Raw genomic sequence first — 19155 nt, 5'->3', positions numbered from 1 at the left:
TGCACGTGACGCCTACGGGAAGGAGGTGACCGTGAGCCCAGACGCTTCCTCATCTGACGTTGCCTCGACTGCTTCTTCGACCGATGAAACCGATCATCACGCCCAGGTCGCCCGACCGAGCGATTCCCTCCGCGACACCGAAGACCTCCGTGAGCGCCTGGAACGGTGGATGGCCGGCAAAGTGCCGAGCGGATCCACTGTGACCGTCGCCGACGTCACCTTGCCCGCAGCCAACGGCATGTCCAGCGAAACCATCCTCTTCGACGCCACCTGGGACGGCGATCATCATCCCTTGGTCGCTCGGGTGGCACCGACGGAATCGACCATGCCGGTGTTTCCGACCTACGACCTCGAATCCCAGTTCCGCACCATGGCTCAGGTGCGCGAGCACTCGGCGGTGCCCGTACCCGCGGTGTACTGGTCAGAATCCGACCCGGACGCGTTGGGTGCGCCGTTCTTCGTGATGGAACGAATCTCCGGCGACGTGCCGCCAGACGTCATGCCGTACAACTTCGGATCGTGGGTCACCGAAGCGTCCCCCGAGCAGCGAAAAACCCTCCAACAGAACTCGGTCGACGTCCTGGCTCAATTGCACGCCATCGACAAGCCGTGCGAGCGTTTCGACTTCCTCCGACTCCCGAATTCGGGAACGACTGCACGAGACGCATTCACGGCGCACATCGCCGAGCAGCGCGCGTACTACGAGTGGGTGGTCTCCGACGGCATCAGATCACCGCTCATCGAACGTGCCCTCGACTGGATCGAGGAGAACAATCCCGCGGACGATTCTCCGGCGGTGCTCTGTTGGGGCGACTCGCGCATCGGCAACGTCATGTACCAGGACTTCGCGCCGGTAGCCGTACTCGACTGGGAAATGGCAACTCTCGGCCCGCGAGAGATGGATCTGGGCTGGATGGCATTCCTGCACAGGTTCTTCGAGGACATCGCCGGGTTGGCGAACCTACCCGGCCTTCCCGACTTCCTTCGACTGCCGGATCTCGCGCAGACCTATGCCGAGATCACCGGCCACACCCCACACGATCTGGAGTTCTACGTTACCTATGCCGCACTGCGTCAGGCGGTCATCATGTGGCGAATCCAGGCCCGCGCCATAGCTTTCGGCCAGTCACAGCGACCCGAAGACCCCGACGACATGATCATGCACCGCGCTTCGCTCGCCGCGATGCTCGACGGTACCTACTGGGAGAGGTTGGCCTGACATGCTCTCACCGATGGACGACTATCCCGTTCACCAGATCGCCGAACCGATCCGTCACGTAGCCACCTCGGATCGAAACTTCTACGACCGCTACTACTTCAATTGCTACCCCACCGAATCCCCCGACGTGTTCCTCATCGTCGGACTCGGCCAGTACCCCAACCTCGGCGTCATGGACGCATTCGCTGTCCTTCGCCGCGGTGACGACCACATCGTTGCTCGCATGTCGAAGGCGCTGGGTGCCGACCGTACCGACACCGCCGTCGGACCTTTGCGCGTCGAAGTGCTCGAGGGACTGCAGAAGCTCCGCGTCGTACTCGAACCGGGCAGCGAATACGATCTCTCCTTCGACATCACCTTCGATGCCACCATCCCGGCGGCGCTCGAGCCCAAGCACTTTCGCCGTCAACTCGAACGAGTCACGTTCGACACCTCACGCTTCCTGCAGACCGGCACGTGGACCGGATCGCTCACCGTCGACGGGGAGGACCTCGCGATCGACCCGAAGACGTGGCGAGGTAACCGCGACCGCTCGTGGGGTGTGCGTCCGGTCGGAGAGGCCGAACCGCAAGGTAGACGCGCCGTCGACGGAATCCAGAACTTCTTCTGGATCTACGCGGTCATGCAGTTCGACGAGTTCACGATCTCGGTGATCATGCAGGAAGACGAGCAGGGCAGGCGCATCGTCGAAGAAGCCATGCGAGTGTGGCCGGACGAAGCCAGGGACAACGAATGGCTCGGCCGACCCGAACACGAACTGACGTTCTGCCCCGACACCCGCGACGTCACCGGAGCGACCATCACCTTCCACCGGCCAGGCGGTGAAGTCCTCACCGTCGCCTGCGAACTGCTGCTGGCCAACTACATCGGAATCGGCACCGGCTACGGGCTCGAACAGGACTGGCGTCACGGAATGTGGCAGGGCGAACTCGTCGTACAAGGGCTCCGCCACAAGGTCCACGAGATCGAACCGTTCCAACGCATGTTCTCCCCCGTCGACAACCTCGCGTCCTTCACGCTCACCGAAGGCACGAACACCAACACCGGCACCGGTCTTTTCGAGGTAGCCGCCATCGGACCGCACGAGAAATACGGATTCACCAGTTTCACCGACACCGCACAGGCAGACGACGCGTATGCCCTCGCGGCGACCGACAACACCGAGGAATGAATTGATGACTGACTACGACAAGCTCTACATCGGTGGAGCATGGGTGGCCCCGGCCACCGACCAGGTACTCGAAGTGTTCTCTCCCGCAACGGAGGAGCGCGTCGGCAGCTGTCCCATCGCAGCACCGGCAGACATCGACGCGGCTGTGTCCGCAGCCCGCGCGGCGTTCGAGGGACCGTGGTCACGCACCACCCCCGCCGAGCGCGGCGCGATCCTCGCCAAGGCCGCCAAGCTGATCGAAGAGCGCAGCGCGGAAATCAACCAGCTCATCTCCAACGAGATGGGCCAGCCGCCCGCCATGGTCGGCATGATGCAGCAGACCCCATCGATGGCGACGCTGGGCTACTACGCCGAGCTGGCCGACAAGTTCGCGTGGGAAGAGAAGCGCACCGGTGCGTTCGGGCAGACCAAGGTGACCCGTGAGCCCGTCGGCGTCGTCGCCGCCGTGCTGGCCTGGAACGTCCCGCTGTTCCTGGCGATCAACAAGCTGGCCCCCGCGCTGCTCGCCGGCTGCACCGTACTGCTCAAGCCCGCACCCGAATCCCCTCTCTCCGTCCACGTGATCGCCGAGATCTTCACCGAGGCAGGCGTTCCCGAAGGCGTCATCTCCGTGCTCCCCGGCGGAGCCGAGACCGGCGAATACCTGGTCTCTCATGCGGGCATCGACAAGATCACGTTCACCGGATCCAGTGCCGTCGGTCGCAAGATCGGTGCCATCGCCGCGCAGAACCTCAAGCGCTGCTCCCTCGAACTGGGTGGCAAGTCCGCCGCGATCATCCTCGAGGACGCCGACATCGCCGCCGGAATGCCGATGCTCGTCATGTCCGGCCTGATGAACACCGGCCAGGCCTGTGTCGCTCAGACCCGAATCCTCGCTCCCCGTTCGCGTTACGACGAGGTCATCGAGGGAATGAAGACCGCGGCAGGCTTCATGACCGTCGGCGATCCGTCCGATCCCGCAGCACAACTCGGCCCGCTGATCTCCGAGAAGCAGCGCGAGCGCGTCGAGGGCTATATCGCCAAGGGCAAGGAAGAAGGCGCGCGCGTCGTACTCGGTGGTGGACGTCCCGCCGGCCTGGACAAGGGCTGGTACGTCGAGCCGACGATCTTCGCCGACGTGGACAACTCGATGACCATCGCACGCGAGGAGATCTTCGGACCCGTTCTCTCGGTGATCCCGTACGACTCCGAGGACGAGGCCATCAAGATCGCCAACGATTCGGATTACGGCCTCGCCGGATCGGTGTGGACCACCGACATCGATCACGGACTCGAAGTTGCCGCGCAGATCCGCACGGGTACCTACGCGATCAACTGGTACGCCTTCGATCCCGGATCACCGTTCGGTGGTTACAAGAACTCCGGTATCGGGCGCGAGAACGGACCTGAGGGCCTCGAAGCCTTCTGCGAGACCAAGTCCGTACTCATGCCGCCCGGCTACGTGGGCTGACCCACCCGGGAGTTGGCACCCTTTGCTGACAGTTGGCACCCGTTCCGACCTGCCGGAACGGGTGCCAGCCCCATGAAATGGGTGCCAACTCCCAGCGAATCCACAGATCCACCCGGTACCGTCGAAAACGAATCAGTCATCTCACAAAGGACATTCATATGCTCACCAACGCCATCAACGCTTTCCTCGCACTCTGGGGCAGCGCCTCCGTCGGCAGCAGTGGATACCAGATCCCGCCGGGAACCCTTCCCTTCGGTTCCTGAGACAGGACAACAGAACCCGCTGAGCGCACTTCGCGCTCAGCGGGTTCTCTGTTTCGCCGACCTGTATCTACCGGTCCAGAACGTGATCCACCAATTGATTCTCCTGACCTACGACCAATGCTTCAGCGTCACCGGCGTCCACATGACCGAACCAGGTGCCACCGGGGTTCGCGATCACCAACGGGCCCAGGTTGCACGGGCTCAGACAACCGGTTCCCGTCACCTTTGCCGAAGTGCCTTTGGCCGCCGCACTCATGGCCCGGTGGAGAGGCCCTGCTCCGTACGCCATGCAGCGGGGCCCCTTGCACACCAACAGATGTGTATCGTGCTGCTCGATCACCGACCAAGCCGGACTGCGATACGACGCCGGACTGGCAGTGATCGGCTTTCCTGCCGCGCCGAGTTCATCGATCACCTGCGCGGCCACGGCACCTTCGAGCGTTTCCGATTCGTGGAGCGAAACTTCCAGTTCGGCACCGATCCGGGTTTCGCGCCAGTTCGCAACCGCCTTGCTGGTCCACGTGAGCAGGTACCGATCCCTCGGCACCGCAACTGGAATCAACACGACCTTGCCCACGTCATCGGTATGCGCTCGATCGAGTTCCTCGTGAAGGCTCGGCGACGCGACATCGAGGTACGCAATACGAACGTCGGCGTCGGTGCCGGCCCGAACAGCGTCGAACATCCGTCGCGCGGCCGACTCGTCGAGGCCGCTGACGGTCGGCCGCAGTACGACGATCACCCGATTCGAACCACTGTCGACACTCATGCCGACGGCGCGGTTGTCCAGTCGATCCCGCTCGACGGAGCAAGTCCGAACTCTTCGATCTTCGCGCGCAGCTCTTCCGCGCCGTAGACGTTGGGGAATCCGCTGGTGAACATCGCGAGCGGGAGTACGACGAAGCGGTTCTGCTTGACGGCGTCGAGATCGCGTAGGCCTTCTCGGCTCTTGATCGCGTCGATCTTGCCCTGTACTTCGTCAGCGCTCTTCTTGTAATCCATGATCACGATGACGTCGGGTTCTGACTTCGCGACGGTCTCCCAGCTCGCTTTGAACCAGGTGTTGTCGACGTCGGCGAACACGTTGGTTCCCCCGGCGACGTCGATGATTCCGTTGGGGGCTCCGTTGCCTCCGCTGGTGTACAGATCTTCTTCACCGCTGTCGTAGATCAAAACCTTCGGCTTGTCAGCGGCATCTGGCGCGGACTCCAGACGTGCCAAACGTGAATCCAATTCGGTCAGTGCCTCGGCGGCGGTGTCCTCGGTTCCGAACAGCTTGCCGTAATTGGTCACGTCCGCACGAAGGGCATCCCACGGACCCATCGTGCCGAGCGCGGAATCCGCTGCGGCACTCTGCCGACAACTATCGGAGATCACATATGCATCGATGTTGTTGCTCTGCAGCGATTCCGGCGTCACACCGGAGGCTCCCTTGAACAAGCCACTGTAGGAGCCGACCACCAGGTCCGCCTGCTTACCCAGAATCGTCTCCAGCGTGATCGTTCCGTCCAGGTGTGGGACGTCCGCAATTCCAGGGCCGAACATCGACTCCATGACCGCGTCGTTGTTCGTGTTCAACACGACGGCCGCGAGACGATCCAAACCGCCGACTCGGAGAATGGTGCCGATATTGGCCGCATTGCTTGTCGCAACGACGTTCTCGATCGGAAGCTGGAAAGTGCTTTCGGTCCCGCAGTTCTCCAATGTCACCGAAGTCTTGTCTGCAGCTTCGTCCACCGGTGCAGTTGCCGAGCAGCCGGCAACTGTCAACAACGCTGTCGCGGCTACAACCGCACCGAACGACGCTCGAGTCTTGACATGTATCAAAGTGCACTCTCCGAAAATGATTGTTGTAGTTGAGAATTTCGTGATTCGAATACGAGGTGTGAACGGCCTGTCGCGGGGTTCACGAGCTCGAAAGTCTCGACGCCGAAGACAGTTGCCACCACCGAGGTGGTGAGTACGTCGGATGGATGTCCGAACGCCCTGGCAACTCCATCCGCGAGCACGAGCACCCGATCGCACACTGCCGCAGCCAAATCGAGGTCGTGCAGTGCCATGATCACCGTCCGGTCCAACGACCGGACCAGATCTAGCAGTTCGAGTTGATGCCGGATGTCGAGATGATTGGTCGGCTCGTCGAGGATGAGCACGCCGGCGTCCTGCGCGAGACCTCGGGCGAGAAATACCCGCCGACGCTCGCCGCCGGAAAGCGTGTCCATCGAAGAGAGCCTGTGCTCGATCATTCCGACCTCGCCCAGAGCACGATCAACGACGGCATTCTCGTGCTTTCCGCCGACACTCCAGGGCTTTGTATGTGGCGTGCGCCCCAGAGTCACGTACTCGTGAACCAACAAATCGGCGGGACTCTGCTCTTCCTGCGCCACAAAAGAAATGGCTTTGGCCCGCGAACGCGCGGACATCGCGTGCACGGACTCGCCGCCGACGCGTACGTCACCGTCGGCGATCGGTCCGAGACCGGCAAGCGCACGCAACAAAGTCGACTTGCCCGATCCGTTCGGACCGACGACGCCGACTACTGCACCGGCGTCCGCCGCGATGTCGACGCCCTTGACGACGGCTCGGCGGTCGATGCGGACGACGACTCCGGACGCGGTCACCGCCAGGGCGCGGGCGCTCACGAACTGCCACCGAATCGGTAGCGCCGACGGCCGAGAAGCAGGAGAAACAGCGGGGCACCGATCACCCCGGTCACCACGCTCAGCGGGATCTCGGTCGGCCGCAACGAGGTCCGCGCCACGACGTCGACCCACACCAGGAACGACGCGCCGATCAGCGCTGCCGCCGGCAACACCACTCGATGTCTGGCTCCGACAAGCATGCGTGTGACGTGCGGTATGACCAAGCCTACGAAGGCAATCGCGCCGGACACCGCAACCATCGTGCCGACCAACGCTGCCAGCACGCCGAACAGCACGTTTCGCAGGGTTCGGATGGGAATACCGAGCGAAGCCGCGACGTCCGGTCCGGCCGCCAGCGCATCCAGCCAACCGTGCAGGGCGAACACCGCTGCCGTCAGCAGGAACACTACGATGACCGGCGCCCACAACTTGTCCCAGGATGCCCCGGCCAAACTTCCCAGGAGCCAGAACAATACGGACTGCGCGGCCTGGGAATCATTGGTACGCAGCACCAGAAAACTCGCGATCGCCGACAGGGCGGATGCGGTAACGGTGCCGGTCAGAACCAATCGCAGTGGAGTGATACCGCCTTGCAGCGTCGCGATGGTGAAGACGAGAATCGCAGCTCCCAACGCCCCGATCATCGCGCCGAAACTGAGCGCCCACACTCCCGCGCCGGCGAACAGTCCGGTGGTGATGACGGCGGTGGCACCTACACTCGCGCCGGACGACACTCCCAGCAAGTGGGGATCGGCGAGAGCGTTGCGGACGAGGGTTTGCACCACCGCGCCGGCGACGGCAAGACCAGCGCCGACGGCCAGACCGAGCAGTACCCGAGGTGCTCTGATCCCCCACACGATCGCAAGTTCGGAACGCGTGACGGGTGGGCCTCCGAAGCGCGAGTGCACCACGTCCACCACAGTGGACACGGGGAGCATCTCGGATCCGAATGCCAACGCGCACACAGCAGAGAGCACGGTGACGACCAGCAGAGCGGGCAGCACGATACCCGGACTGAGCCGTCCTCGAGGCGCACCAGCCTTCGGCGAAGGCAGGTGGGTAGGTGGAGACAGAGCTCCGCCAACAGCATTCATGGTGTGACCGATCCATCCTCGTGGCATGACACAACGTCAACGAGGGTGGTATCTGGCTACGGTCGACGCAGGGACGACCTCACAGTGGCGGGACCGCGCCGGAATTGCACCGACTTCCCATTACCTCGATGATGACGTCAGAACCATAACGGACTGTGGTCACCATTCCGCACACCGGATCAGGATTCCGACGCGATCATCGATCTCGCCTGCCGCACGACGGCTTCCGTTCGCACTCGAAGTTCTTCGGGTGAATCCGATTCCAGCACAACCCGATGCACCTGGCTGTCCACGGCAGTCACGGTCAGCCGCGACGTCAACAACGCATCGTCCGCACTGAAACCGCGGCTCTGCAAGTACTCCGAAAAACCCAGTACCAGTTGCCGATTCATTCCTTCGACCTGCGCGATGAGCTCACGCGTACGCGGAACCTGATCGTAGAGCAGGTGAAAGAACTCTCGCGGCTTACTGTTCACTTCGACCGCGCACTCCACCAACATCCGGACGGCCTCGTCCGGGGTGAGTTCACGCTCGACGATGTCGGCAAGGCAGAGCGCAAAACTCTCCCGCGCAGCACTCACGTGACGGTTCGCCAACTCCGCGAGGATCTCGTACTTGTCGCCGAAATACTGGTAGAGCGAGCCCACCGACACCCCTGCCTCGTCAGCGATCCGGTTGGTGGTCGCTGCCATGCCCTCCGACGCGAAAACGCGAGTAGCTGCCTCCAGGATCGCGTCGTAGGTAGCCCTCGAGCGCTGCTGGGAGGGCCTTTTCCGCCGAGTCGACACGGTCCTCCGATGCGAGTTGTCAGCCGCGACGCCGATACCGAGAATTGTGTAGGTGACCAGCGCCGATTACTCGAAGTTTATGCCCGACCGGTACACCGACCACATGCCGGCGCCGACCCCGACGTGGTGGGAGTGGAACGGCAACACCGTCCACGTCGCACGGGCGGTGGTTCCAGACGCGCCGGTTCGTGTTCTCGGCATCCACGGCGCCGGCGGCTACTCGGGCGCGTTGTGGCCGTTCGCCGGGATCGGCGTGAAACTCGGAGCCGAAGTCCTCTTCCCCGATCTTCCGCTGTACGGCGACACCGTCGTAGCCGATCCGGCCGGCGTCCGGTACGAGCAGTGGGTCGATCTCCTCTGCGATCTCGTCCGAGCCGAGAAGGCAGCCGACGATCGGCCGCTGGTGTTGTTGGGCGCCAGCATCGGCGGTCTGCTGGCCTACGAGGTAGCCGCGCGGACCGGTCTGGCCGACGCCGTCGTCGCCACCTGTCTGCTCGATCCCTCGAATCCGTCGGCCAGAGCTGCCGCGGCGCGGTTCGGCCCGATGGGTGTCTACGGCGCTCCCCTGATGCGCCGCACCGAACGACTGGTGGGCCGTATCCGCGTGCCCATCCGTTGGGTCGCCGACGTCGCGAACATGAGCAGCAACCGTGAACTCGCGACGCTGTGCGCAACCGATCCGCGTGGTGGCGGTGTTCGGGTGCCACTCGGATTCCTCAGCAGCTACTTCTCGTTCGAGCACACCGCACCCGAAACATTTCGGACGACGCCCGTTCTGCTCACCCACCCGGCCGCCGACCGATGGACGCCACCCGAACTGAGCTTGCAGTTCCTCCGCCGCATCAACGCACCCACCGAATTCGTGATGCTGGACGGGTGCGGGCACTTTCCCGTAGAAGAGCCGGGCCTGACGCAGTTCCACGACGCCGTCGACACACTGCTGCGCTCCGTCGCCGAGCGTCACCGCACGAAACCGTCGCCACCCGCCTAGCCTGAAGTTCGTGAGCATCGAACCCAAGGCCGAGCCGACGGGAAACGGCGACGAGAGCACCACGACAGTCGTACTGGCGTTTGCGGCTAACGCGCTGATCGCCGGGGCCAAGACGGCGGCAGCCATCGTCACCGGATCTGCATCGATGGTCGCCGAGGCCACCCACTCCTGGGCCGATACCGGCAACGAAGTGCTGTTGCTGATCGCGAACCGCCGCTCGAAAAGGGTTCCCGACCGAGACCAGCCACTCGGGTACGGCCGGGAGGCCTACATCTGGTCGATGTTCGCCGCCCTCGGACTCTTCGCGCTCGGCGCAGGTGTGTCGATCACCCACGGCATCCAGGAACTGTTCCATTCCGAACCGGCCACCGACTTCGGTGTCGCCTACGCAGTCCTCGGCGTCTCGTTCATCCTCGAAGGCATCTCGTTCCGGCAGGCGTACAAGCAACTCCGAACCGAAGCATCCGCAGTGAACCGCGACGTCATGGCCCAGGCGCTCAACACGTCCGACCCGACGACCAGGGCCGTGTTCGCCGAAGATGCTGCGGCACTGATCGGTTTGGTCATCGCATTCGTCGGCGTCCTACTGCACCAGATCACCGGTTCACCGATCCCCGACGCCCTCGGCTCCATCTTCGTCGGCATACTTCTCGGAGTCATCGCGATCATCCTGATCGATCGCAACCGCCGATTCCTGGTCGGCGAAGAGGCCTCACCGACGCTGCGGGCAGCAGCCGTCGAAGCTCTCACCCAACTGCCCGAGATCAACCGAATCACGTTCCTGCGCATGGAATACCTCGGTCCGCGGCAGGTGTACCTGGTGGCCAGCGTCGATCTGGTCGGTGACTACGCGGAATCCCGTGTGGCCCACACGTTGCGCGAACTCGAACGCTCACTCGAGCAGAGTCCACGCGTCGTGCGAGCGATCCTGACCCTCTCGACCCCCGAAGAACCGTCGATCACAGTCTGAACTTCCGGCCGGGCGATAGGCTCGTTCGATGCGCGCACTGATCGTGATTCTGGCGGTTCTGGGATTTGTCGTCGGGGGAATTCCCCTGGTGGGCAGTCTGATCGATGTGATGACCGGCCAAGACACGACCATCGTCTATCAGGGTGCCTACGAACCGATCCGGGGTGTGCAGATGAGTCGCGACTACGAGTCGAGCCTGGACATCTCCTACATGGCGCTTCCAGACAACTCGCTCCAGTGGCTAATTCTCGCTTGCTATCCCCTGATCGGGGCGGCACTGGGCGCTGCGACGGCCATCGTACTGGGACGTCGCGGGTGGCACCTGACGCGAGCCTGAACAGACGCCGATGGCCACCCGCCGTCTACACGAGGGTGGCCATCGAAGAAGGAGTGCTTCAGATGTACATCGCAGGATCGATGTAACTGTTCGGGTCCACCAGTTTTTCCTTGGTGGTCCGTGGCCGCGCCACCGCCGGGATACCCGTCGCGATGGATTCGGCCGGAACATCTCTGGTGACAACGGCATTGGCGCCGATAGCGCTACCTTCACCGATGACGACAGGTCCGAGGATCTTGGCACCAGCGCCGACGGTGACCCGGTCTCCCAGCGTCGGGTGACGCTTGACCTGCTCGAGCGAGCGACCACCCAGGGTGACGCCGTGATAGAGCATCACGTCGTTACCGACCTCGGCCGTCTCCCCGATCACGACGCCCATGCCGTGGTCGATGAAGAACCGTCGACCGATGGTGGCACCGGGGTGAATCTCGATGCCGGTAACGAAGCGTGTCAGCTGCGAGAGCACTCGCGCCGGGCCGCGTAGTGCAGGGACGGCCCACATACGATGCGCAACCCGATGCGCCCAAATGGCATGCAGCCCTGAATAAACGAGCGCGTTCTCCACATTGCTGCGCGCGGCAGGATCCTGACCGCGCGCAGCCTGCAGGTCCTCGCGAATTGTCCCGAGGATACTCACAAGTCTCAGTCCCGGATGTGCTCGAACAGCGGGGTGGAGATGTAACGCTCGCCGAAGTCACACACGACAGCCACGATCAGCTTGCCGGCGTTTTCCGGACGCTTCGCCAACTCGAGTGCGGCCCAGACGATGGCGCCGGACGAGATGCCGCCCAGGATGCCTTCCTTGGTGCCGAGTGCGCGAGCGACCTCGATGGAATCGGGGAACGAGACGTCGATGATCTCGTCGTAGATCTCGCGATCGAGGACGTCGGGCACGAAGTTCGCGCCGATTCCCTGGATCTTGTGGGGACCGGGCTGGCCACCGTTGAGGATCGGCGAGTCGATGGGCTCGACGCCCACGATCTTGACCTCGGGCTTGTACTTGCGAAGGGTGCGTCCGACGCCGGTGATGGTGCCGCCGGTGCCGATGCCGGACACGAAGATGTCGACGGCGCCGTCGGTGTCGGCCCAGACCTCTTCGCCCGTCGTTGCCTCGTGGATGGCCGGGTTGGCCGGGTTCGCGAACTGGCTGGCCGAGACAGCGTTCTCGGTCTGCTCGACGATTTCCTTGGCCTTGGCGACTGCACCGGCCATGCCCTCGGAGCCCGGGGTAAGGACGATCTCGGCGCCGTAAGCACGCAGCATCACGCGACGCTCGGTGGACATGGTCTCGGGCATGGTCAGGATGACCTTGTAGCCGCGAGCAGCACCGACCATGGCGAGTGCGATACCGGTGTTACCACTGGTGCCCTCGACGATGGTTCCGCCGGGCTTGAGTGCACCGGACTTCTCGGCGGCGTCGATGATTGCCACGCCGATCCGGTCCTTGACGCTGTTGGCCGGGTTGTAGAACTCGAGCTTGACGGCGACCTGTGCGTCCAGGCCCTCGGTCAGACGGTTGAGCCGCACGATCGGGGTGCGCCCGACCAATTCGGTCACGTTGTTGTAGATCCCGCTCATATCTGGTCCTCCTGAGGATCGAGTGTGTCGACCCGCTCGCTGATCACTGCTTTACGGCTGAACTGCTTTACGGCTGAACTGCATAACGGCTACAGGCAAGGGCATACAGACGACCGATGCCGCATCGGTTCATCAAATTGAACCAATGCGGCATCAGGCCACTACATACGGGGGCGGTTTATCAGGCCAACCGCTGCTTCAGAGCTTCAAACTCGTCACGTATGCCGGTCGGCAGCTTCTCGCCGACGAAGTCGAACCACTCTTCGATGAGCGGGATCTCGGCCTTCCACTCGTCGATGTTGACCGCGAGGGCCTCGGTGATGTCGGCGTCCGACACGTCCAGGCCTTCGATGTCGAGTGCCGATCCGGTGGGAACGACGCCGATCGGGGTGTCGATGCCGGCAGCCTTGTGCTCGATGCGCTCGACGATCCACTTCAGGACGCGAGAGTTCTCGCCGAAGCCTGGCCACAGGAAGCGTCCGTCGTCGCCACGGCGGAACCAGTTGACGTAGAAGACCTTGGGGAGCTTGGACGCGTCCGCGGACTTGCCGAGGTCGATCCAGTGCTGGAAGTAGTCACCGACGTTGTAGCCGAGGAACGGCAGCATTGCCATCGGATCGCGGCGAACCGTACCGACCTGGCCTTCGGCTGCTGCGGTCTGCTCGGAGCCGACCGTTGCACCCATGAAGACGCCGTGCTGCCAGTCGCGAGCCTCGGTGACCAGCGGAACCGTCGTCTTGCGGCGTCCACCGAACAGGATTGCCGAGATCGGCACGCCCTTCGGGTCGTCCCACTCGGGAGCCATGATCGGGCACTGCGACATCGGGGTGCAGTAACGCGAGTTGGGATGAGCCGCATGGGTGCCCGACTCGGGCGTCCACTCGTTGCCCTTCCAGTCGATCAGGTGCTGCGGGTCGCCTTCGAGGCCTTCCCACCAGACGTCACCGTCGTCGGTCAGAGCGACGTTGGTGAAGACCGTGTTGCCCTGGTCGATGGTGCGCATGGCGTTGGGGTTCGACGACCAGTTGGTGCCGGGAGCCACGCCGAAGAAACCGAATTCCGGGTTGACGGCGTAGAGCTGTCCGTCCTCACCGAAACGCATCCAGGCAATGTCGTCACCGAGGGTCTCGGCGCGCCATCCGGGGATGGTCGGCTGGATCATCGCGAGGTTGGTCTTGCCACAAGCGGAGGGGAATGCCGCCGCGATGTAGTAGGCCTTGTCCTCGGGCGAGATGAGCTTGAGGATGAGCATGTGCTCGGCCAGCCAGCCCTCGTCGTGCGCCATTGCCGAAGCGATACGAAGCGAGTAGCACTTCTTGCCCAGGAGAGCGTTTCCGCCGTAGCCGGAACCGAAGCTCCAGATCTCACGATCCTCGGGGAAGTGGGTGATGTACTTGGTGTCGTTGCACGGCCACGCGACATCTTCCTGGCCATCGGCCAGCGGAGCGCCCAGCGAGTGCAGCGCCTTGACGAAGAATCCGTCGGTGCCGAGCTTGTCGAGAACCTTGCTGCCCATGCGGGTCATGACGCGCATGGAGACGACGACGTACTCGGAATCGGTGAGCTCGACGCCCAGCTTCGGATCCTCGGCGTCGAGGGGGCCCATGCAGAACGGCACGACGTACATGGTGCGTCCACGCATGCAACCGCGGTACAGGTCACCCATGAGGGTGCGCATCTCCGCCGGGTCCATCCAGTTGTTGGTGGGACCTGCGTCGATTTCTTCCTTCGAGCAGATGTACGTACGCGATTCGACTCGCGCGACATCGGACGGATCGGAGTTGCCGAGGAAAGAGTTCGGCTTCTTCTCGTCGTTGAGGCGGGTGAAGGTTCCTGCCTCGACCAACTTCGTTGTCAGTCGGTCCCATTCTTCGTCCGAGCCGTCTGCGAAGACGACGCGATCAGGCTGGGTGAGTTCGGCAACCTCTTGCACCCATGCAAGCAGTTCCTTGTGCTGCGTGGGGGGCGTGCCGTCAGTTCCATTGAGACCGGGAATGGTCGCTGAGGTCATCAAACTCTCCTGGGGTGAGCCGGAACCGGGTTCTCGTGACACCGGATGCAAACTGCAGCGCCCCGATACCAGTCGATCCCGGTGTCCCCCTCTCGACGGGGTCCAGCCGCGTCATCCACTCACGTGGATTTCACGGACGCCGGGTGTCCTATGTATTGAGGTTAACGCTGGCTGTTCACCTGCAGGTAATCGGGTGCGGTCAGAAATGTCACAGAAACGATTCAGTTGGTGTGTTCAGGTGCCTACCCGGCGCTCAGAGCACATAAACGGAACCTTCTCAGAGCGCTCCGGCATCGATTTTCTGCCACACGAGGGCGCCTTCGTCGTCTCGACTGCATTCCCAGGCCGAGTAGTCGCCGTCCGACTCGATCATCGTGAGGCGATCGGCACTACCGTCGCGATCGAAGTCGGACACGATCACGACGTCGTCGTCGGAGTGGACGACACGGCTGTCGACCGTTCCGTCACCGTCCAAGTCGAAGGCGTCGAAGTTCAGGTCGCCGGCATCGACCGGTCCCGACGAGGGCCCGAAGGTCTCGGGCTCGATACGCCCAGGATCGAGCGCTTCGGCTTCGTGCCCGTCGATGTGTCCGGCCGTGATCAGAAATGCGTCCATTACTCCCCCTACTGGATGGTGACCTACTGCTTCGGCAACCCCTACCGAAACCGTCCGCTCAGTATTACCAGACCCCGACGATCAGTCGAGGCCGAAATTACGACGCTGTGGAGAACTCTGCACTCGCGGAATGTCAGTAGGCGGCGTTCAAAACGGCGAGGTCGCGCTCGCACGACGCCAGTTGCCCTGATCTGGCCGCGGCAAGCTCGCGAAGTTCACCGTCGATCTCCACGATTCGGGCCTGCGCCGACGCCACCTGCTCGCGACTCTCCGCCATGATCGCCGCTCCCAGATCCGCCTCGGCCTCGAGCAGAACACTCTGGACTCGCTGCTCCCACTGTGCGCGAACCGTCGACATCGATTCGACGATCCACGACCTGGAGTAGGCACGATCCGCCGTCAGCCCGCGAGTTCGCGCCAACCACCACGCCGCGGCGCCGCCCAGAACCAACGTCACGGGGATACTCGCGAACTCCAAGGCCGGAATCATTTCCAGCGGAGTCACCGCGATACGGCCGAGGCCGAGACCCGCGGACGCGCCGACAAGAATTGTCACCCGGTCCTCGTTTCCGCGCTGACGTCCCGGCGGGCCCTCCGGAATCCGTGGGGAAGGCATGTACCCGGTCGTGCCCGCCACTTCCACCGCTGCCGCCATCGCGGCATCGAACACCCGGGTGTGATGGTCGACCTCGTGCTGCAGTCGCGTCGGCACGCTACCCAATTCGGCTCGCGAGGCCACATCGACCCAGGCACGTGCCCCCGCGACCGTAGCCCGGGTTGCCTCGGCGATTTGTTGTGACAGATCCCCGCGCGCTCGCTGCAGTCGGCTTCGCACCTGCACCAGGCGTTCGCCTCGCCGGCCGTCGCGGTCTGCGAGCAGCTGTGATCGCTCGGCCCGCAGTTCGGCACCAGGAACGCTGTCACGCAGATTCCGGATCTCTATCTCGATCATCCGGCGCGTCTGCGCGATGACACCGGAATCCGAACCGCCTGCTTCCCTCTGCCGTGCCGCCCGGCTGACGACCGAAACGAGCGACTGCTCTTGACCGGGCGCAATCGGGACCACCGGGGCCTGAGCAAAAGCAGTGCAGTGCGAAGCAAGAATCTCGGCATCACGCCGGCGCACCGCCTGCCAGTCTCGGTAGACGTCGACGCGGGTCAGCGCGACCACCACCGGGATTCCGCTCTCTGCAGCGTCGTCGAGAAGAAGAAGATCCTCGCGTCCGATCACACTGGCGGCGTCGACGACCAGAAGTACGACGTCGGCGTCCACCTCGCGTGTCACTGTCGAACAGTCATCAGAAGCATTGAACATCCGGGCGACGTCTTCCCGTCCACACCTCGGTGGGCCGACAACGTAAATTCTAGTGCCACTGGATGTTTCGGCGGCGATCTGGCGACCCGGATCGGATGCCGGATTCCATCGCTGCACCACGCGCAGCACCGAATCCGGAAGTACCGAAACGCTATCCATCGGTCACCGCCGGAGCGGAGCGATCGCCCCCGAGCTGCGCCCACCGACGCACATACCCGCGGCGAATCAGTGAGACCCTTTGTTGCGGAGCCTGTTCCGACTCGTCCACGAGCTCGCCCCACCACCGGCTGCATGTGCCCGCGTCGTCGGCGGTACGAGGATCGGGAGGCTCGCCTTGAAGCAGGGCTCGAATTTCGGGGCTCATCATCGCCGCCGCGGCGCCGAACAGCACCGCGGAGTCCGAACTCAGATACAACTCGATCTCGTCCCTGCCCGCAGCGCTGCGCGAGGCAGACCGCCTCAGCGCCGGGCCGATCTGCTCGACCCGGCCCCACCACTGCGCCTCCAGAACAGATCCGAGAGCCTCGAACAATTCTTCGACGCCGCGCCCGGTCAGTGTCTCCACTGGAACCGTGGGCACGCCGACGGTCTCCGAGATCTCCGCGGCCCGTCCCAGCGCCTCGTCCCAGCGCGGCCCGAACAAGTCAGCCTTGTTCGCAGCGACGACCACACGATCGGAAACTCGGGCAATGGCTCGGCCGTCGACGTCGCGGACCGCGTCGACCACCACGTAGACAACGCAACGACGACCCAGATCGGGGTTCGACGTTCCAGGGACGTCGAACGCGCGCGACTCGGTCACCACAACCGGTGCGCCGACGACTCTGCGCGAGAACCGGTCGTCGCGCCCCAGGATCCGCGCCAACGACGACCGCCCCACCCCGGCTCGCCCGGCGACCACCAATTCGAGCGGCGCGCTCAGCGATCCGAGCACCGAGTGAACCGCCTCTGCGGCTCCCGAATCGATCGACGTCAGCCGATATGCCAGAGCGCGCAAGTGGTCGATCGGCTCCGCGCAGGCGTCGTCGATCGATTCTGCGGGCAACATTCTTGACCAATTACTGCATGCAAATCCTGTGTTCATCCCCACCCCACGTCCCCATCGTGTCGGTGAGATTCTGTCAGGTTCTCGGCAAGGACGGCAGGTGACACCACTCTTTCGCTGGCTGTCCGAAGTCGGCTGTTTCAGGACTTTCCGCAGAAAGTCTCAACTCAAACTTCAGACCCGTCTGCGCTAAACGGGGGTCATGCGTGACAATGGGTTCGTGAACGAAGCCGATCAGCATGCACCGCAGACCCCTGACACGGGGCAGACGGACCACGCCAAGGGGTCCCGTCTCCATCCGAGAGTGACCAGCTTTCGCTCTCGCCGGGGTGCGCTGACCGACGCGCAGCAGCAGGCTTGGGACCGTCAGTGGCCGCTCATCGGCGCCGACGTCTCGGACACACCGCTCGACGCGAACGCCTGGTTCGGACGCGAGGCACCCCTGATCATCGAGATCGGTTCGGGTACCGGCACCGCGACGGCCGCTATGGCCAAGGCGGAACCGCACGTGAACCTGATCGCGATCGAGGTGTACCGCCCGGGGCTCGCGCAACTTCTCCAGCAGGTCGAGCGTGAAGAGATTCCCAACGTCCGCGTACTACGCGGTGACGCGATGGACGTACTCGAGAACATGGTCGCCCCCGAGTCCCTGACGGGCGTCCGGGTGTTCTTCCCGGACCCGTGGCCCAAGGCCCGCCATCACAAGCGTCGCCTCCTGCAGGGGCCGACGTTCGCGCTGATCGCCAACCGCCTCAAGCCCGGCGGAGTCCTGCACGTGGCAACCGATCACGCCGAGTACGCCGAATGGATCGAAGAAGCCGGCAATGCCGAGCCACTGCTGACCGCACTCGACTGGGAGTCGCCGATGACCCACGAGCGTCCGGTCACCAAGTTCGAGGACAAAGCCCATAAGGTCGGTAGTGCAATCACCGAGCTTATATGGGGGAAGATCAGAGCATGAGCGTCAGCGAACAGCTATCCGACGACGTGACGTCGTCGGAATCTCCTCTCGACTTCGGTCGTGACTCCCGCCACCCCAAGCGGGTGCTTCTGGTCTGGGACGCCCCCAACCTCGACATGGGCCTCGGCGCCATCCTCGGTGGCCGGCCTACCGCCGCCTACCGGCCACGATTCGACGCTTTGGGTCGTTGGCTGCTCTCTCGCACCGCCGAACTGTCCGCACAGAACAGCGGCACGCTCGAGCCTGAAGCGACCGTCTTCACCAACATCGCGTCCGGCAGCGCCGACGTCGTTCGTCCTTGGGTCGAAGCCTTGCGTAACGTGGGTTTCGCGGTGTTCGCCAAGCCGAAGGTCGATGAAGACAGCGATGTCGATTCGGACATGCTCGAGCACATCGCGCTCCGGTACGGCGAGGGCCTCGCCGGAATCATGGTCGCGTCCGCCGACGGCCAAGCGTTCCGCGAACCTCTCGAGGACATCGCAGCAACCGGTATCCCGGTCCAGGTTCTCGGGTTCCGTGAACACGCCAGCTGGGCTGTGTCGTCCGATATCTTGGACTTCGTCGATCTCGAGGACATCCCAGGTGTCTTCCGTGAGCCTCTGCCACGGGTAAGCCTGGACACCCTGCCCGACGAGGGCGCCTGGTTGCAGCCGTTCCGACCGCTTTCTGCCCTGCTCATCGGGCGAAAAAGTGTTGCCGAGTAG

General features: G+C 63.6%; 19 protein-coding genes and 1 riboswitch. Of the genes, 8 read left to right on the top strand and 11 right to left on the bottom strand.

The features are described from left to right. Positions 1-31 precede the first annotated feature (31 nt). From R4P70_RS21065 to R4P70_RS21055, 3 genes are read left to right on the top strand one after another with little or no spacing between them, the layout of a single operon-like run. Positions 32-1219, top strand: coding sequence for a phosphotransferase family protein (locus tag R4P70_RS21065; protein WP_317831541.1), 1188 nt, complete (start codon positions 32-34; stop codon positions 1217-1219). Position 1220: 1 nt separating this feature from the next. Beyond that, positions 1221-2390 (top strand): hypothetical protein, encoded by a 1170-nt coding sequence (locus R4P70_RS21060; RefSeq protein WP_317831539.1) that lies wholly within the window; start codon positions 1221-1223, stop codon positions 2388-2390. A gap of 4 nt (positions 2391-2394) precedes the next feature. Then, entirely contained in the window at positions 2395-3840 is a 1446-nt protein-coding gene (locus R4P70_RS21055; protein ID WP_003945530.1) for an aldehyde dehydrogenase, read from the top strand. 330 nt (positions 3841-4170) lie between these two features. On the opposite strand, the gene R4P70_RS21050 is transcribed toward R4P70_RS21055, so the two are convergent. The 5 genes from R4P70_RS21050 to R4P70_RS21030 all read right to left on the bottom strand — a co-directional run bounded on the left by R4P70_RS21050 (position 4171) and on the right by R4P70_RS21030 (position 8531). Next, positions 4171-4872, bottom strand: coding sequence for a (2Fe-2S) ferredoxin domain-containing protein (locus tag R4P70_RS21050; protein ID WP_317831537.1), 702 nt, complete (start codon positions 4870-4872; stop codon positions 4171-4173). Continuing rightward, complete coding sequence (locus R4P70_RS21045; protein ID WP_151531831.1) at positions 4869-5930, bottom strand: ABC transporter substrate-binding protein; 1062 nt, start codon at positions 5928-5930, stop codon at positions 4869-4871. The genes R4P70_RS21050 and R4P70_RS21045 overlap by 4 nt, the downstream gene beginning before the upstream one ends. Further along, positions 5927-6745 (bottom strand): ABC transporter ATP-binding protein, encoded by an 819-nt coding sequence (locus R4P70_RS21040; protein WP_317831534.1) that lies wholly within the window; start codon positions 6743-6745, stop codon positions 5927-5929. The genes R4P70_RS21045 and R4P70_RS21040 overlap by 4 nt, the downstream gene beginning before the upstream one ends. Continuing rightward, entirely contained in the window at positions 6742-7749 is a 1008-nt protein-coding gene (locus tag R4P70_RS21035; protein ID WP_003945625.1) for a FecCD family ABC transporter permease, read from the bottom strand. The genes R4P70_RS21040 and R4P70_RS21035 overlap by 4 nt, the downstream gene beginning before the upstream one ends. Positions 7750-7864: 115 nt before the next feature. Next, positions 7865-8002: riboswitch (cobalamin riboswitch) on the bottom strand. Positions 8003-8018: 16 nt separating this feature from the next. Continuing rightward, positions 8019-8531, bottom strand: coding sequence for a TetR/AcrR family transcriptional regulator (locus tag R4P70_RS21030; RefSeq protein WP_047889133.1), 513 nt, complete (start codon positions 8529-8531; stop codon positions 8019-8021). A gap of 148 nt (positions 8532-8679) precedes the next feature. On the opposite strand from R4P70_RS21030, the gene R4P70_RS21025 reads away from it, so the two are divergent. From R4P70_RS21025 to R4P70_RS21015, 3 genes are read left to right on the top strand one after another with little or no spacing between them, the layout of a single operon-like run. Continuing rightward, on the top strand, positions 8680-9618 hold the full coding sequence (locus R4P70_RS21025) for an alpha/beta hydrolase (RefSeq protein ID WP_317831531.1): 939 nt from the start codon (positions 8680-8682) through the stop codon (positions 9616-9618). Positions 9619-9628: 10 nt separating this feature from the next. Next, positions 9629-10588, top strand: a complete 960-nt coding sequence (locus tag R4P70_RS21020; RefSeq protein WP_133727633.1) for a cation diffusion facilitator family transporter — start codon at positions 9629-9631, stop codon at positions 10586-10588. A gap of 28 nt (positions 10589-10616) precedes the next feature. Continuing rightward, entirely contained in the window at positions 10617-10925 is a 309-nt protein-coding gene (locus R4P70_RS21015) for a hypothetical protein (protein ID WP_317831529.1), read from the top strand. 58 nt (positions 10926-10983) lie between these two features. Here R4P70_RS21015 and epsC read toward each other — a convergent pair whose 3' ends face one another. The 6 genes from epsC to R4P70_RS20985 form a co-directional block, all read right to left on the bottom strand. Continuing rightward, positions 10984-11562 (bottom strand): serine O-acetyltransferase EpsC, encoded by a 579-nt coding sequence (epsC, locus tag R4P70_RS21010; protein ID WP_003945907.1) that lies wholly within the window; start codon positions 11560-11562, stop codon positions 10984-10986. 5 nt (positions 11563-11567) lie between these two features. Further along, positions 11568-12503: a cysteine synthase A gene (gene cysK / locus R4P70_RS21005; RefSeq protein ID WP_003945916.1), complete on the bottom strand. Its 936-nt coding sequence runs from the start codon at positions 12501-12503 to the stop codon at positions 11568-11570. 181 nt (positions 12504-12684) lie between these two features. Next, the gene (locus tag R4P70_RS21000) at positions 12685-14514 is read right to left on the bottom strand and encodes a phosphoenolpyruvate carboxykinase (GTP) (RefSeq protein ID WP_029254577.1); all 1830 of its coding nucleotides are present in this window, start codon (positions 14512-14514) and stop codon (positions 12685-12687) included. Positions 14515-14791: 277 nt separating this feature from the next. Then, a complete protein-coding gene (locus tag R4P70_RS20995; protein WP_021333139.1) occupies positions 14792-15130 on the bottom strand; it encodes a DUF6802 family protein in 339 nt (112 codons plus the stop codon). 133 nt (positions 15131-15263) lie between these two features. Beyond that, a complete protein-coding gene (locus R4P70_RS20990; protein ID WP_317831525.1) occupies positions 15264-16415 on the bottom strand; it encodes a hypothetical protein in 1152 nt (383 codons plus the stop codon). Between the two features lie 181 nt (positions 16416-16596). Then, a complete protein-coding gene (locus tag R4P70_RS20985; protein ID WP_317831523.1) occupies positions 16597-17493 on the bottom strand; it encodes a GTPase domain-containing protein in 897 nt (298 codons plus the stop codon). 199 nt (positions 17494-17692) lie between these two features. Here R4P70_RS20985 and trmB point away from each other — a divergent pair, with 199 nt between their 5' ends. Together trmB and R4P70_RS20975 are read left to right on the top strand one after the other, a co-directional pair. Beyond that, positions 17693-18451, top strand: a complete 759-nt coding sequence (trmB, locus tag R4P70_RS20980; protein WP_019747110.1) for a tRNA (guanosine(46)-N7)-methyltransferase TrmB — start codon at positions 17693-17695, stop codon at positions 18449-18451. Then, positions 18448-19155 (top strand): NYN domain-containing protein, encoded by a 708-nt coding sequence (locus tag R4P70_RS20975; RefSeq protein ID WP_003945733.1) that lies wholly within the window; start codon positions 18448-18450, stop codon positions 19153-19155. Before trmB ends, R4P70_RS20975 begins: the two co-directional genes overlap by 4 nt.

It is taken from the genome of Rhodococcus sp. IEGM 1241 (assembly GCF_033142365.1).
In the GTDB taxonomy this organism is placed as follows: domain Bacteria; phylum Actinomycetota; class Actinomycetes; order Mycobacteriales; family Mycobacteriaceae; genus Rhodococcus_F; species Rhodococcus_F erythropolis.
The sequence above is the reverse complement of the archived record's forward strand: the minus strand, read 5'-3'. Positions and strand labels throughout refer to the sequence as shown.

Coding starts and splice junctions, on each gene's coding strand:
- R4P70_RS21060 (WP_317831539.1), top strand. CDS start 1,221: ATGCTCTCACCGATGGACGACTATCCCGTTCACCAGATCGCCGAACCG.
- R4P70_RS21055 (WP_003945530.1), top strand. CDS start 2,395: ATGACTGACTACGACAAGCTCTACATCGGTGGAGCATGGGTGGCCCCG.
- R4P70_RS21050 (WP_317831537.1), bottom strand. CDS start 4,872: ATGAGTGTCGACAGTGGTTCGAATCGGGTGATCGTCGTACTGCGGCCG.
- R4P70_RS21030 (WP_047889133.1), bottom strand. CDS start 8,531: ATGGCAGCGACCACCAACCGGATCGCTGACGAGGCAGGGGTGTCGGTG.
- R4P70_RS21015 (WP_317831529.1), top strand. CDS start 10,617: ATGCGCGCACTGATCGTGATTCTGGCGGTTCTGGGATTTGTCGTCGGG.
- cysK (WP_003945916.1), bottom strand. CDS start 12,503: ATGAGCGGGATCTACAACAACGTGACCGAATTGGTCGGGCGCACCCCG.
- R4P70_RS21000 (WP_029254577.1), bottom strand. CDS start 14,514: ATGACCTCAGCGACCATTCCCGGTCTCAATGGAACTGACGGCACGCCC.
- R4P70_RS20995 (WP_021333139.1), bottom strand. CDS start 15,130: ATGGACGCATTTCTGATCACGGCCGGACACATCGACGGGCACGAAGCC.
- R4P70_RS20985 (WP_317831523.1), bottom strand. CDS start 17,493: ATGTTGCCCGCAGAATCGATCGACGACGCCTGCGCGGAGCCGATCGAC.
- trmB (WP_019747110.1), top strand. CDS start 17,693: ATGCGTGACAATGGGTTCGTGAACGAAGCCGATCAGCATGCACCGCAG.
- R4P70_RS20975 (WP_003945733.1), top strand. CDS start 18,448: ATGAGCGTCAGCGAACAGCTATCCGACGACGTGACGTCGTCGGAATCT.